Source organism: Pantoea sp. UBA5035 (assembly GCF_002415245.1).
Taxonomy (GTDB): Bacteria; Pseudomonadota; Gammaproteobacteria; order Enterobacterales; family Enterobacteriaceae; genus Pantoea; species Pantoea septica.
The window spans coordinates 35,042-49,273 of record NZ_DICD01000011.1; the positions used below are offsets into that span (position 1 = coordinate 35,042).

The 14,232-nt window shown below is 59.2% G+C and carries 13 protein-coding genes; all 13 read right to left on the minus strand.

All coding sequences use genetic code 11. The annotated features are described in order from the left end of the window. Positions 1–4 precede the first annotated feature (4 nt). A complete protein-coding gene (gene mrdA, locus B3229_RS07660; RefSeq protein WP_286870254.1) occupies positions 5–1,882 on the minus strand; it encodes a penicillin-binding protein 2 in 1,878 nt (625 codons plus the stop codon). A gap of 190 nt (positions 1,883–2,072) precedes the next feature. Further along, on the minus strand, positions 2,073–2,786 hold the full coding sequence (deoD, locus tag B3229_RS07665) for a purine-nucleoside phosphorylase (protein WP_286870255.1): 714 nt from the start codon (positions 2,784–2,786) through the stop codon (positions 2,073–2,075). A 34-nt stretch (positions 2,787–2,820) separates the two neighbouring features. Then, complete coding sequence (gene deoB, locus B3229_RS07670) at positions 2,821–4,044, minus strand: phosphopentomutase (protein ID WP_033752381.1); 1,224 nt, start codon at positions 4,042–4,044, stop codon at positions 2,821–2,823. Between the two features lie 180 nt (positions 4,045–4,224). After that, positions 4,225–5,556: a thymidine phosphorylase gene (gene deoA / locus B3229_RS07675; protein ID WP_286870256.1), complete on the minus strand. Its 1,332-nt coding sequence runs from the start codon at positions 5,554–5,556 to the stop codon at positions 4,225–4,227. 59 nt (positions 5,557–5,615) lie between these two features. After that, entirely contained in the window at positions 5,616–6,395 is a 780-nt protein-coding gene (gene deoC / locus B3229_RS07680) for a deoxyribose-phosphate aldolase (protein WP_033752383.1), read from the minus strand. Positions 6,396–6,566: 171 nt separating this feature from the next. After that, the gene (locus B3229_RS07685; RefSeq protein WP_048780967.1) at positions 6,567–7,343 is read right to left on the minus strand and encodes a TatD family hydrolase; all 777 of its coding nucleotides are present in this window, start codon (positions 7,341–7,343) and stop codon (positions 6,567–6,569) included. Then, positions 7,340–8,392: a patatin-like phospholipase family protein gene (locus B3229_RS07690; RefSeq protein ID WP_286870257.1), complete on the minus strand. Its 1,053-nt coding sequence runs from the start codon at positions 8,390–8,392 to the stop codon at positions 7,340–7,342. Before B3229_RS07690 ends, B3229_RS07685 begins: the two co-directional genes overlap by 4 nt. A 216-nt stretch (positions 8,393–8,608) precedes the next feature. Next, positions 8,609–8,770: a DUF1328 domain-containing protein gene (locus B3229_RS07695; RefSeq protein WP_065426276.1), complete on the minus strand. Its 162-nt coding sequence runs from the start codon at positions 8,768–8,770 to the stop codon at positions 8,609–8,611. 99 nt (positions 8,771–8,869) lie between these two features. Then, the gene (gene osmY / locus B3229_RS07700) at positions 8,870–9,484 is read right to left on the minus strand and encodes a molecular chaperone OsmY (RefSeq protein WP_033752389.1); all 615 of its coding nucleotides are present in this window, start codon (positions 9,482–9,484) and stop codon (positions 8,870–8,872) included. Between the two features lie 259 nt (positions 9,485–9,743). After that, positions 9,744–11,327, minus strand: coding sequence for a peptide chain release factor 3 (gene prfC, locus B3229_RS07705; protein ID WP_033752390.1), 1,584 nt, complete (start codon positions 11,325–11,327; stop codon positions 9,744–9,746). A gap of 266 nt (positions 11,328–11,593) precedes the next feature. Then, positions 11,594–12,697, minus strand: coding sequence for a M20 peptidase aminoacylase family protein (locus tag B3229_RS07710; RefSeq protein ID WP_286870258.1), 1,104 nt, complete (start codon positions 12,695–12,697; stop codon positions 11,594–11,596). Between the two features lie 10 nt (positions 12,698–12,707). Beyond that, entirely contained in the window at positions 12,708–13,181 is a 474-nt protein-coding gene (locus B3229_RS07715) for a YjiG family protein (RefSeq protein WP_286870259.1), read from the minus strand. Further along, positions 13,171–13,842, minus strand: coding sequence for a nucleoside recognition domain-containing protein (locus B3229_RS07720; RefSeq protein WP_286870260.1), 672 nt, complete (start codon positions 13,840–13,842; stop codon positions 13,171–13,173). Before B3229_RS07720 ends, B3229_RS07715 begins: the two co-directional genes overlap by 11 nt. Between the last annotated feature and the right edge of the window lie 390 nt (positions 13,843–14,232).

Consider the following 14,232-nt stretch of genomic DNA (forward strand, 5'->3'; position numbering starts at 1 on the left):
GCTTTTACGGCTGCTGCGCCATCTCGACCGGCGCCGACGTCGGCGGCGGCAGGAAGATATGGTCGAGGATCTGGCGCATCACCGGCGCGGCGGTCACGCCTTCATTGCCGCCATTCTCCAGTATCAGCGCCACCGCCACCTTCGGATTGTTAAACGGCGCGAATGCGGTATAGAAGATATGGTCGCGCAGGCGCACCGGGATCATCTTCGCGTTATAGGTCTGGTTCTGCTTCAGGCTAAACACCTGCGAGGTGCCGCTCTTCGCCGCAATGCCGTAAGGCGCGGTATGAAAATATTTATAGCCGGTGCCATTCGGCGCGTTGGCCATACCGAACATGGCGCGACGCACCAGCGCCCAGTAAGGCGAACGGGCGTCGCCGATCTGCGGCTGCGGCAGCGTCGGCTGATAGGGCTCCACGGTTTTGCCGCGCTCGGCTTTCGCCAGCAGATGCGGCGCAATCACTTTCCCGTTGTTGATCAGCGCCACCATCGCCTTCACCATCTGAATCGGCGTGGCGATCCAGTAGCCCTGCCCGATGCCCACCGAGACCGTATCGCCCTGATACCACCCTTTTTTATGCACCTTGAGCTTCCATTCGCGGCTCGGCAGCAGGCCGCTGTACTCTTCGTTAAGATCGATGCCGGTGGATTTGCCATAGCCGAACTGACTGAGCATGCTGTGAATACGATCGATGCCCATCATAAATGCCACCTGATAGAAAAAGGTGTCGGCGGACTCCTCAATCGCTTTGGTAACGTCCAGCATGCCGTGGCCGCTTTTTTTCCAGTCGCGATAGCGGCGATCGGTGCCCGGCAGCGTCCAGGTCGGCGCGCCGAAGAAGCTGGTCTGCGGCGTAATCACGCCGGTCAGCAGCGCCGACATCGCCATATAGGGTTTTACCGTCGACGCAGGCGGGTAAAGCCCCTGGGTGACGCGGTTAATCAGCGGCAGATTTTTGTCCTGCAGCAGGGTCTTATAGGCCTGATAGCTGATGCCCTTGACGAAGGGATTGGGATAGTAGCTCGGGCTGGAGACCATCGCCAGCACCGAGCCGTCGTGCGGATCCTCCACCAGCACCGCCGCGCGCTGCCCGGCCAGCAGGCTCTCTACGTACTGCTGCAGATGCAGATCGATGGTCAGCGTAATATTTTTACCCGCTACCGGCGGCACCTCTTTCAGCACGCGCACGATGCGGCCGTGGTTATCCACCTCGACTTCCTGATAGCCTGGCTTGCCGTGCAGCAGCGACTCGTAGTAGCCCTCGATGCCCTGCTTGCCAATATTGTGGTCGGCGGCGTAGTTCTCGGCGATGCCCGCGGCGTTGAGACGCTTGTAGTCGTTATCGTTGATTTTCGAGACGTAGCCGACGACGTGCGCCAGGTCGGCGCCGTAGGGATATTCGCGATCCTGATAGGTCTCGACGCTGACGCCGGTGAAGCGATACTGGTTCACCGAGAAGCGCGCCACCTCTTCGTCGGTCAGCTCCTCTTTCAGCACTACCGGCTTGTAGCGGCTGCTCTGCTTCAGCGTGCGGGTAAAGGCGTCGATCTCGTCCGGGGTCAGATCGACGATCGGCGTCAGCGCCTTCAGCGTCGCCTGCATATCGTCGATCTTGTACGGCGTCAGCGTGATGTCGTACCAGGTGACGTTATGCACCAGCGGAATGCCGTTGCGATCGAAGATCAGCCCGCGCGTCGGCGCGATGGGGATCATTTTGATATCGTTCTGGTTCGATCGCGTCTGATAGTAGCCGTGATCGCGCACCTGCAAACGATAGAGATTGACGCCGAGAATAGTGAAACAGATAACGACCAGCGCAAAGGCGACCAGCGCGCGGCGCGCGAAGAGCTTTTCTTCAGCTTCGAAATTACGGAAATTCATTAGGCGGCATTGGCGGACAGGTTATTTTTTTGTTGTCGCGCTAATGATAGGGAGCTAAGAGGTCAGCGCCAGCAGGAAGATGCACAGGAGTCGGGAAAAGTGTGTCATTTGGTGAGAATGTTACGAAAATTGCCTGAAACTCCCCGCCTCACGCAGCAAAGCGCGAGACGGGGAACAGGCAAGCGCAGGCTTAGTCGCCCAGCAGCACCGACTCCAGCGCGATCTTAATCATATCGTTGAAGGTGGTCTGGCGCTCGGCAGAGGTGGTCTGCTCATGGGTGCGGATATGGTCGGACACGGTGCAGATGGTCAGCGCTTTCGCGCCAAACTCTGCCGCCACGCCGTAGATGCCCGCCGCTTCCATCTCCACGCCGAGGATGCCGTACTTCTCCATCACGTCGAACATCTGCGGATCCGGGGTATAGAAGAGATCGGCTGAGAAGATGTTGCCGACGCGCGCGTCCACGCCCAGCGCTTTCGCCGCGTCAACGGCGTTGCGCACCATGTCGAAGTCGGCAATCGCCGCGAAATCGTGATCCTTGAAGCGCATGCGGTTGACTTTAGAGTCGGTGCAGGCGCCCATGCCGATAACGATATCGCGCAGCTTCACGTCGGCGCGCACCGCGCCGCAGGAGCCGACGCGGATGATCTTTTTCACGCCAAAGTCGGTGATCAGCTCTTTGGTGTAGATCGAGCAGGACGGAATGCCCATGCCGTGGCCCATTACGGAGATTTTGCGACCTTTGTAGGTGCCGGTGTAGCCCAGCATGCCGCGCACGTTGTTCACTTCAACCGGATTTTCCAGAAAGGTTTCCGCGATGTGCTTCGCGCGCAGCGGATCGCCCGGCATCAGTATCACGTCGGCGAAGTCGCCCATTTCTGCATTAATGTGAGGAGTTGCCATTGTTGTTTATCCTTTTTAAATTCAGCGGCTCTGTTTACAGCATGCTCTTGCCGTAGTCCATATCGGACAGGCCAAAATAGTGCGCAATCGTCTGACCGATGTCGGCGAAGGTTTCGCGATAGCCCAGCGAGCCGGGTTTCACTTTCGGGCCGTAGATCAGAATCGGAATATGCTCGCGCGTATGCTCGGTGCCCTGCCAGGTCGGATCGCAGCCGTGATCGGCGGTGAGGATCAGGATGTCATCCTCTTTTACCAGCGCCATCAGCTCCGGCAAACGACGGTCGAACAGCTCCAGCCCGCCCGCGTAGCCGGCGACGTCGCGGCGGTGTCCCCAGGTCGAGTCGAAATCGACGAAGTTGGTAAAGACGATCGACTGGTCGGGCGCCTTCTTCATCTGCTCGATGGTGGCGTCGAACAGCGCGTCCAGGCCGGTCGCTTTCACCTTCTGCGTGATGCCCTGCTGGGCGTAGATATCGGCGATTTTCCCCACCGAAATCACTTCGCCGCCCTTTTCGTCCACCAGCTTTTTCAGCATGGTCGGCGAAGGCGGTTCCACCGCCAGATCGTGACGGTTGCCGGTACGCTCGAAATGGCCCGCTTTGTCGCCGACAAACGGACGCGCGATAACGCGGCCGATGTTGTAGCCGCCTTCGGTCAGCTCTTCACGGGCGATTTCGCACAGCTCATAGAGGCGATCGAGGCCAAAGGTCTCTTCATGACAGGCGATCTGGAACACCGAGTCTGCAGAGGTGTAGAAAATCGGCTTGCCGGTTTTCATATGCTCTTCGCCCAGCTGGTCGAGGATCACCGTGCCGGAGGAGTGGCAGTTGCCGAGATAGCCCGGCAGCTTCGCGCGCTCGACCAGCTTGTCGAGCAATTCCTGCGGGAAGCTGTTCTCTTTGTCGCTGAAATAGCCCCAGTCGAACAGCACCGGCACGCCGGCGATTTCCCAGTGCCCGGACGGCGTGTCTTTGCCGGATGAGATTTCGCTGGCGTAGGCGTAGGCGCCGGTGATTTCCGCATTGGGATCGAGGCCCAGCGGGAAGCGGCCAGTAGAGAGCTCGGCGGCTTTACCCAGCCCCAGCGCGGTCAGGTTCGGCAGATGCAGCGGGCCTTTGCGCCCCTGATCCGCTTTGCCGTTAAAGCACGCTTCGGCGATGTGGCCGAGCGTATCCGATCCTGCGTCGCCGAATTTATCGGCGTCTTTGCTTGAGCCGATTCCAAAGGAATCGAGCACCATAATAAAAGCACGTTTCATGCAAGTCTCCTGCGCCTGCGCGCGTGACAAGTCAAAAAAAAGCGATCAGATCAGTATACCCGAATGAGTGCGCAGCGGCAGCATAAAGCCGCATTTTTGCGGCTTTTTTGCGACGGGATCGCGGACAACGGCGGCGGTTTGCAAAGAGCGCCGCTCGGCCGCTGTTATCCGTTTTTATGCTTAGCAGTCGCCGGCGCGCACCCGACGGTAGATCGCAGGCAGCGCCTCGGGGGCGCTGTCGCTCAGCGTAACCGCGGCACGCACCGCGGCGGCCGCCTGCTGCCAGCTCGCCTCGCTGCTGGCGTGCACGATCGCCAGCGGACGTTGCCCATCGGCGCGTTCGCCCAGCGCGATCGTCTCGCTCAGTCCGACGCTGTAGTCGATAGCGTCGCTGGCGCGCTGGCGTCCGCCGCCCATCGCCACCACCGCCATCCCCAGCGCGCGCGTGTCCATGCTGCTGACGATGCCGGGACGATCGGCGTAGACCGCCTTGCTGAGCATCGGCTGCGGCAGATAAGCCTCGTGCCGTTCGACAAAATCGGCGGGGCCGCCCTGCGCGGCGACCATACGCGCAAAGACGTCCGCCGCCTGGCCGTTATCCAGCACCTGCTGCAGCTTGCCGCGCGCCTCATCTTCGCTGGTCGCCAGCTTGCCGGAGATCAGCATTTCGCTGCACAGCGCCAGCGTCACCTCCAGCAGACGCGGGTTGCGCTCCGCGCCGGTCAGGAAGCGTACCGCTTCGCGTACTTCCAGCGCGTTGCCCGCGCTGGAAGCGAGCACCTGGTTCATATCGGTAAGCAGCGCGGTGGTGGTGCAGCCCGCGCCGTTGGCCACGCCGACGATCGCCTGCGCCAGATCGAGCGACGCCTCGAAGGTCGGCATAAAGGCGCCGGAGCCGACTTTGACGTCCATCACCAGCGCGTCCAGCCCTTCCGCCAGCTTTTTCGCCAGAATCGAGGCGGTGATCAGCGGTATAGAATCCACCGTGGCGGTGATATCGCGCGTGGCGTAGAAGCGCTTATCCGCCGGCGCCAGCGAGCTGGTCTGGCCGATAATCGCCACCCCGACCTGTTTGATAATCTGGCGGAAACGTTCGTCGTCCGGGAAAATATCGAAGCCCGGGATCGCCTCCAGCTTGTCCAGCGTGCCGCCGGTATGGCCGAGGCCGCGTCCGGAGATCATCGGCACATAGCCGCCGCAGGCGGCCACCATCGGCCCCAGCATCAGCGAGGTGACGTCGCCGACGCCGCCGGTGGAGTGCTTATCAACCACCGGCCCGTTGAGATTCAGCGCCTGCCAGTTCAGCACGGTGCCGGAGTCGCGCATCGCCATGGTGAGCGCTACGCGCTCCGGCAGCGACATATCGTGAAAAAAGATGGTCATCGCCAGCGCGGCGATCTGACCTTCGGAAACGCTGTTATCGCGCACGCCGTTGATGAAGAAGCGGATTTCCTCTTCGCTCAGCGTCTGGCCATCGCGTTTTTTACGGATAATTTCTTGCGGCAGAAACACAATCGCCCCCATGATCAGGGTTGAGATGAGAATGGCGGCCAGCGGCCGCCGTCACGCAATCAGTAGCCGGTTTTGCTGGTGGCGGTCTGATGGCCCAGCGCGTTCAGCAGGCTGGCTAACAGGCTGGACGCGCCGAAGCGGAAGTGGCGCGCGTCGGCCCAGCCTTCGCCAAGGATATCGTCCGCCAGCTTGAGGTAGATGGCCGCGTCATCCGCCGTGCGCACGCCGCCCGCCGGCTTAAAGCCCACTTTCTCTTTCACGCCTTTGTCGCGGATAACGCTCATCATGATCTGCGCTACTTCCGGCGTGGCGTTGACCGGCACCTTGCCGGTAGAGGTCTTGATAAAGTCCGCGCCTGCGTCGATGGCGATCTCAGAAGCCTGACGGATCAGCGCCTCCTCTTTCAGCTCGCCGCTTTCGATGATCACCTTCAGCAGCACGTTAGCCTGCGCGCACGCCTCTTTGCATGCTTTCACCAGATCGAAACCGATCTGGGCGTTGCCGGCGATCAGCGCGCGGTAAGGAAACACCACGTCGACTTCGTCCGCGCCGTAGGCGATGGCGGCGCGGGTTTCCGCCAGCGCGATGTCGATATCGTCGTTGCCGTGCGGGAAGTTAGTGACGGTGGCGATGCGGATGTCAGGCGTACCCTGCTCGCGCAGCGCTTTGCGCGCGACCGGAATAAAACGCGGATAGATGCAGATCGCGGCGGTGTTGCCCGCCGGCGATTTTGCCTGACGGCAGAGCGCGATCACCTTCTCATCGGTATCGTCTTCGTTCAGGGTCGTCAGGTCCATCAGTTGCAGCGCGCGCTGCGCGGCGGCGGTAATGTCAGTCATGTTGTTCTCCAGATAACAAACAGACGCGGAAGCGCCGGTGTAATGTGATAATTCTAACAATATAAGGCGGCAGATAATGTGTATTTCATCACACCGCCGTCAGCAACTGTTAGCAATAGCGTCATTATAACGCAGAGAAGCGTAATGTTACTATTATCACATCAGGAGAGATTAGTCAGGCAGGTTGAACAGCGTGCGCGTATTGCGCCACAGCGCCTCGGCGATAACCTGCGGCGGCTCCGGGCGCAGTTCGCACAGGGTTTGCCACACCAGACGCGCGCGCTCCGGCCGGTTCGGCTCGCCCTGAAAGCCGTGCAGCGGCATATCGGGCGCGTCGGTCTCCAGCAGCAGCGCGTCGAGCGGCAGCTGCGCCAGCGTGTTGCGGGTTTTGCTGGCGCGTTCATAAGTCAGGGTGCCGCCGACGCCGATCGCGTAGCCGAGTTTGATAAACGCCTGCGCCTGCTGCAGGCTGCCGGCAAAGCCGTGCACCACGCCGCGCCGCGGCAGATCGTGGCGGCGCAGGTGCAGCGCCAGCTTGTCGTGGGTGCGGCGCGAATGCAGGATCACCGGCAAATCATACTGCTTCGCCAGCCGCAGCTGCGCGTCGAGCAAAAACTCCTGGCGCGCAAACTGCGGATTCTCCATATAGAGGTCGAGGCCGATCTCCCCTATTGCCGTCAGCTTCGTCGGTTGCTGCCGCAGCCAGTTTTCCAGCTGCTCGAGATGGGCGTCTTCGTGGCGCTCAATGGCGATGGGATGCAGGCCGAGCGCGGCGTAGAGAGCGGAATGCTGCGCCGCCAGCGAAACGATGCGCGCAAAGCGGCTGGCCTCCACTGCCGGCACGATAATGCGCTCTACGCCCGCTTCGGCGGCGCGCGCGATGCTGGCAGGCTCATCGCCGACGAAGGGCGGGAAATCGAAATGGCAGTGGGTATCGGTAAATCTCATGCCAGCGAACCTTCATCGTAGTCTGCGTCGTTGCCCGCCACCGGCGGCGTCATAATCGGCCGGTTGTCGGGCGCGTTGGCGACCGGCGCGGGCGGCATAACGGTGGTATAGCGCACGAACGGCTCGGCGTCGCTGAGCCACTGCCCCAGCGTGGCGAGGAAGTAGCGGCCGCAGCGCCGTCCCAGGTGATAATCCTGATTTAACGCGGCGACGCGGCTGCCCAGCGCCATGCTCGCCAGCACATGCGGCGGATAGATTTCGATGATACGCAGGTCGTCGGGCGGCTGCTCGATAAACTGCTGAATCTCGCGGTAGCTCGCTTCATGGTGATGCAGGATATTGATCATCGGCTGCAGCGCGCTGGCGTTGAGCCAGCGCTCCATACGCTTCATCCATTTTGGCGTATAGAACATCTGCGACGGCACGGTGCGGATCACCACGATGGTGTCGGCGCCGCGTCGCGCTGCTTCGCGCACGGGAATGGCGTCGCTGATGCCGCCGTCGAGATAGCTGATGCCTTCCAGATCGACGCCAAGACGGTAAAAGCCGGGGATGGCGCTCGATGCCTTAATCAGATCGTGCCAGTTGGCGCTGGTCGGTGCGAAATAGCCGGGCGAGTAGTCGTCGCTGCGGCAGGCGCACATATAGAATTCGCGCCCGCTGTCAAACAGCAGTTTAGCGCTGTCCAGCGCCAGCGGCAGTTCGCGCTGGGTGACGTCTATCAGCCAGTCGAGATCGATCAAGTTGCCGCCGCGCACGAAACGCAGCGGATCGAAAAAGAGTTTGCTGGTGGTGTAGCGGGTAATAACGCGCCGCGCATAGCCCTGCTGTCCGCAGACAAAGGCTGAGAGATTCTGCGCGCCAGCCGAGGTGCCGATAAACAGATCGAAGGGATTGAATTTGGCCCGCTGAAATTCATCCAGCACGCCTGCGGTGAAAATGCCGCGCTGACCGCCGCCTTCGCACACCAGGGCGATTTTTCGCGCTTTAAAAGGAGAAAGGGCTAAGGGCTCAATCGCGCCCAGCGTTACAGGGATCCGGATACCCACTTCTGTTCCTCAGAAAGGGTTCTGAGGTTTGCCGTTGCGTTTATCCGCTTTAGGTCGACAGCATCCCGGAGAACCAGCCATGTTTTACTCCTGACCTGCCGCCAAAAAAACTGGCGGCAGCCGCCGCGCCTGGTGCGTATTCCTTTACGCGGCGCGGCGGCTGGCTGGTCTCCGCTTTACGCATGCTCGTTGCGAAGATCAGAATGACACAACCGGTCAGGGTCGTTTGCGGCCGGTAAACAGGCTCACGAGGAACAGGATAATACCAACAACGAAGACAACTTTAGCCGCCCATGCTGCCGTACCGGCGAGGCCGCCAAATCCTAACGCCGCCGCGATCAGTGCAATTACCAGAAAAATAATACCCCAACGAAACATAAGCCTCTCCTTACCATAGTGAAATCGAACTGCTCGTTTCTTCCCAGTTTGGGTTTTGTTTTGTCAGCGCGGCGCCACGCGGACGCCGCGCTCACGACGTTAAGACTTCACAGTCAGGTCATTCTTAACGCTTTTAACGCCTTCAATGGCTTTCGCGATACTTTCAGCGCGATCCGACTGCGCTTTAGTGGCGACGGTTCCTGAAAGCTGGACCACGCCGTCAGTGGTTTCTACCTTGACGTTACGTGACGGGACAATGTCGTCGGCTAACAGTTTAGCTTTAATTTCGCTAGTCGTTGCCGCATCGCCGGCATATCCCTTCATACTTTGTGATTTGCTGTCTTTAACGTGCAGTTTGTCGCTGACGGATTTAACACCTTCTACGTTTTTCACAACGGCGACGGCTTTTTCAGCCTGATCCTGCGAGGTGACAAAACCGCTCAGGGTCACTACGCCATCATGGGTTTTCACGGAGATATCCGTACTTTTTATTGCTTCGTCATCTACCAGAGCCGCTTTGGCTTTTGCAGTGACGGCGCTGTCATCCATAAATCCATCGACTTTTTTCATAGAACTATTGATTTTCGCACCGGCGTTATCCGCGCTTTGCTGCGCTTTTTGCGTCAGCGAGTCGTCAGCCAGGGCGCTGCCGCTTAACAGGGCGGAACCAACCATTACCGCCATCAGCGTTTGGGCAATCTTAGTCTTATTCATCGATATCTTCCTTCTGTCAGTGAGCTCACCCACAACCGTGGGCGCAACAGCAGCAAACGGCGCTGCTGCATCGTTGGACGTAAGCGAGAAGCAATTTCTCTTTTCCCGTCCGACAGAATAATCATAGTCGGTGTTTGGCGTTTTGCTTGAATAACTGGTTGATAGCACGCCAGTTAAGCGAAAAAACAGAGTTTTTAGGAGGAGTCTGGAGAGAGAGAACAGGGCCAGCCAAAGCTGGTCAGCCCTGTTGCAGCGCGGATTAATGCTCGCGCGTTTTACGGAAAATCACGTCAGGATAACGCTCTTGCGTGATGTTCAGGTTAACCATGGTCGGTGCGATGTAGGTCAGATTATCGCCGCCGTCCAGCGCGAGGTTGACCTCGTTTTTACGCTGGAACTCTTCGAATTTCTTCGCATCGCTGCACTCGACCCAGCGCGCCGTCGAGACGTTGATCGCTTCGTAGATCGCTTCGACGTTGTATTCGCTTTTCAGACGCGCCACGACGACGTCGAACTGCAGCACACCCACCGCGCCTACGATCAGATCGTTGTTGTGCACCGGACGGAACACCTGCACCGCGCCCTCTTCCGACAGCTGCACCAGCCCTTTCAGCAGCTGTTTCTGCTTGAGCGGATCGCGCAGGCGAATGCGACGGAACAGCTCAGGGGCGAAGTTCGGAATGCCGGTGAACTTCATGTTCTCGCCCTGGGTAAAGGTGTCGCCGATCTGAATGGTGCCGTGGTTGTGCAGACCGATGATGTCGCCCGGCCAGGCCTCTTCCACGTGCGAGCGGTCGCCCGCCATAAAGGTCAGCGCGTCGGAGATCACCACATCTTTGCCGGTGCGCACCTGACGCAGCTTCATGCCTTTTTCATACTTACCGGAAACCACGCGCATAAAGGCGACGCGGTCGCGGTGTTTCGGGTCCATGTTCGCCTGAATCTTGAACACGAAGCCGGTGAACTTCTCTTCCTGCGCGGTGACGGTACGCACGTCGGTCGCGCGCGGCATCGGCGCGGGCGCCCAGGAGACCAGGCCGTCGAGCATATGATCGACGCCGAAGTTGCCCAGCGCAGTGCCGAAAAAGACCGGCGTGATATCGCCGCTCAGGAACAGCTCGCGATCGAACTCGTGCGACGCGCCTTTAACCAGCTCCAGCTCTTCGCGCAGCTGCGCCGCCAGCTCTTCGCCGACCGCGCTGTCCAGCTCTGGGTTATCCAGCCCTTTGACGATGCGCACTTCCTGAATGGTGTGGCCTTTACCCGTCTGGTAGAGATAGGTTTCGTCGTTATAGAGGTGGTAAACGCCTTTGAACAGCTTGCCGCAGCCGATAGGCCAGGTAATGGGCGCGCAGGCGATTTTCAGCTCGCTCTCCACTTCATCCAGCAGCTCCATCGGATCGCGGATGTCGCGGTCGAGCTTGTTCATAAAGGTCAGGATCGGCGTGTCGCGCAGACGGGTGACTTCCATCAGCTTACGGGTACGATCCTCGACCCCTTTGGCCGCGTCGATCACCATCAGGCAGCAGTCCACCGCCGTCAGGGTACGGTAGGTATCTTCCGAGAAGTCTTCGTGCCCCGGCGTGTCGAGCAGGTTGACCAGGCTCTCGCGGTAAGGGAACTGCATAACGGAGGTGGTAATAGAGATGCCGCGCTGCTTCTCCATCTCCATCCAGTCCGATTTGGCGTGCTGGCTCGAGCCGCGACCTTTTACCGTACCGGCGGTCTGGATAGCCTGTCCGAACAGCAGTACTTTTTCAGTGATGGTGGTTTTACCGGCATCGGGGTGCGAAATGATCGCAAAGGTGCGGCGGCGCGCCACCTCTTGCATGAAATTAGACATGAGTGAGTTCTTCTCATCGAGGCAACGTCACACAGGAGGACGCTGCAGAGTAATCATGATGGCCGGAAATCCGGCAGGTAAACGGAGCCAGGCGTGACGCAACGGCGTCAGAAGGCGATGGTTGATGCGCGTTCTACATTGGCGGCGATTCCGGTTACCCAGTCTTCGTTAAGGCGGCATAGCATACAATATTTTGCGCGCGGCGGCGAACAGGGCCGGGAAAATTTCAGCGCCGCCCGCAGGCATGCGGGCGGACGGCCTCTTGTTTACCCCAGCACCCTTTTTACGCAGGATTTAAAGATATTCACGCCGATCTCCAGCGCGTTGAGATCGAAGCGCATGTCGGGATGGTGCAGGCCCGGCGTCAGGTTGGTGCCGAGTCCCCAGAAGCCCGCCTTGACGTGCGGGCGCTTGACCGGATAGAAAAAGAAATCTTCGCTGCCCGGCGTGGTTTTCGCCTCCAGCAATCCCTCTGCGCCCAGCACCTCGGTAATCGCTGCACGGATTACCGCCGTCGCTTCATCATGGATCTCCGCCGCCGGCATCTCTTTCAGCACCACTACCTGTGCCGTCGCGCCCAGCGCCGCGACGCTGTGCTGGATCGCCTGCGTGACCTTCTCTTTCAGCACCTCCATCGGCGCGTTCTCCTGCGAACGCAGATCCCAGACCACGCGCGCCTCGTCGGGCACCGAGTTAGTGACGCCGGCGTCGCAGAGAAAGCGGGTCGCCTTCACGCTCCAGTTAAGCCCCGGCGAGAGATGAATCGCGTTGACCGCATTGACCGCCTGCACCGCCGCGTCCAGCGCGTTGACGCCGAGATGCGGACGCGCGGCGTGCGCGGGCGCGCCTTTGATGGTGGCCTCCAGCGTCGAGCAGGCGGAGTAGAGCACCGCTGGCGTTGCCTGGCCCACCACGCACTCCTCCAGCGGCCGCAGATGGAATCCGAAGATCATTTCCACGTCATCCAGCGCGCCGCCCTCTACCATCGCCAGCGCGCCGGCGCCCAGCTCTTCGGCCGGCTGGAACAGAATTTTCAGCCGCCCTTTTTTCACTGCGCCCTCCGCCAGCAGCTCCTGCGCGGCGGTCAATACCACGGAAGAGTGGCCGTCATGGCCGCAGGTATGGCGCGCGCAGGCGACGCCATCGATGATATGGCCGAGCGCGTCCATGTCGGCACGCAGCGCCAGCACCGGACCCGGTACGCCGCTGTCGATCTCCGCCACGATGCCGGTGGTCTGATTGATATTGCGCGTCACTTTCAGCCCGGCTTTCTCAAGCTGATCGGCAATATAGGCGGACGTTTTAAACTCCTGAAAGCCCAGTTCTGGAATCTCATGCAGATAGTGATAGTGCTCTAAGACCTTTGACACCGCTTCTCTCCTAAACAAAAAGACGCATAACGAACATCGCGATCGCCGCATTGATGACGCTTACCAGCATCAGCAGCGGCCAGTATTTTTTCGGCACGTCGGCTACGCCCAGCAGGCGGCCCATGTACTGCAGCTGCGATCCCATCAGGAAAATGGCGGGTGCCAGAATAGTGACATCCGCGCCGGTCAGTATCCCTTTAGCCAGCAGGCTTACCGCTACGCCGGTACCGGCTGAAGAGGAGAGCCAGGCGGTCAGCAGAACGGTAATCGCTTCGCCCGGCAGGCCGAACAGCCCCATCACCGGCGCGAACAGCTGGCCGAGAAACGGCATAATACCGAGTAAATTAAGCACTTCTGCCAGCACATAGGCCATCACTACGTTCGGCATCAGATTATGAATGGCAATATGGAAACCTTTGCGCGCGCCGGCGACAAAAATATCAAAAGGGTTGTGACTGCTTTTTACCGCGCCGTTATTTTCCATCGCTGAAATCCTTTTTATAAACACTGTTTAACACACAACGCGTCAGCGCCGCACCGACAAATTTAAGAACGAACATCAAGGCGAGCGGAATAATAATCGGCAGCGTCATCGAGGCGAACAGCGCCGACCCGATAGCAAAATAGTTATTGATCAATCCCGCGCCGGAATATTGCCAGGCGCTCATCACCACAATATCTTTTTTCGTTACCTGTCCGCGGTCATACATCTCTTTGGTCAGCGCGGCGCCCGCATCGGTACTCTGCAGATCGGTAATCAGCGCCAGCCCGCAGCGCCCCGGCAGTCCCATCAGCGGCTGCAGCAGCGGCGTCAACAGCTTGTGCGCCGCGCGCATCGCGCCGTAGTGAGTAAAGATTTCCAGGACGCCCAGCGCCAGCATGACGGTCGGCGTCAGCGAGAGCGCGAAGAGAAAGCCCGCTTTGGCGCTCAGCCCGCCCGCGCCGAGAAAGGTATTGCTGGCGGGATCCTTCATGGTGCCGAAGCTGCCGCCGAGCGTGGTGAAGTCAAAGGCGCCCAGCCAGTGAAAGCCGTCGACCTGGTAGAGCAATCCTGAAAAAAAGAGGATAGCCACAATCAGCGCCAGATAACTTCCTTTGCTGGCTGAAACCTGTTCGCCTGTCAGCGTTATTTTTTCTTCAGACATGGTTATTCCCTGCGAATCGTTTATCAGTTGCGATATATGGAACTCAGACGGTTGCAGGATTTATGCCAGCCGCCGCATAACGTCTCTTTTGAAAATAAAGTTTTCCTCTCTTTCGCTTTTAAATAAATAATCGATTAAATCTGCATCGTTTTATATTTCTCAGCGGCAGCCTGACGCGGCGAATATCGCGCCTTTTTTACATCGCCACAGAAAATAAGCCTCCCTGCACCATCAATGCGCAACGGCTGCGCACTGACATAGTGCGAAGCTTAACTGGTCGAGGAATGATAATCGCTCGCATTCAAATAGCTAAATAATTCTATTTAAATCAATTAGATAAAATGTGATTTTTAAGTAAAAAACTATCTTTCACTACGCCTCATGGTGCAT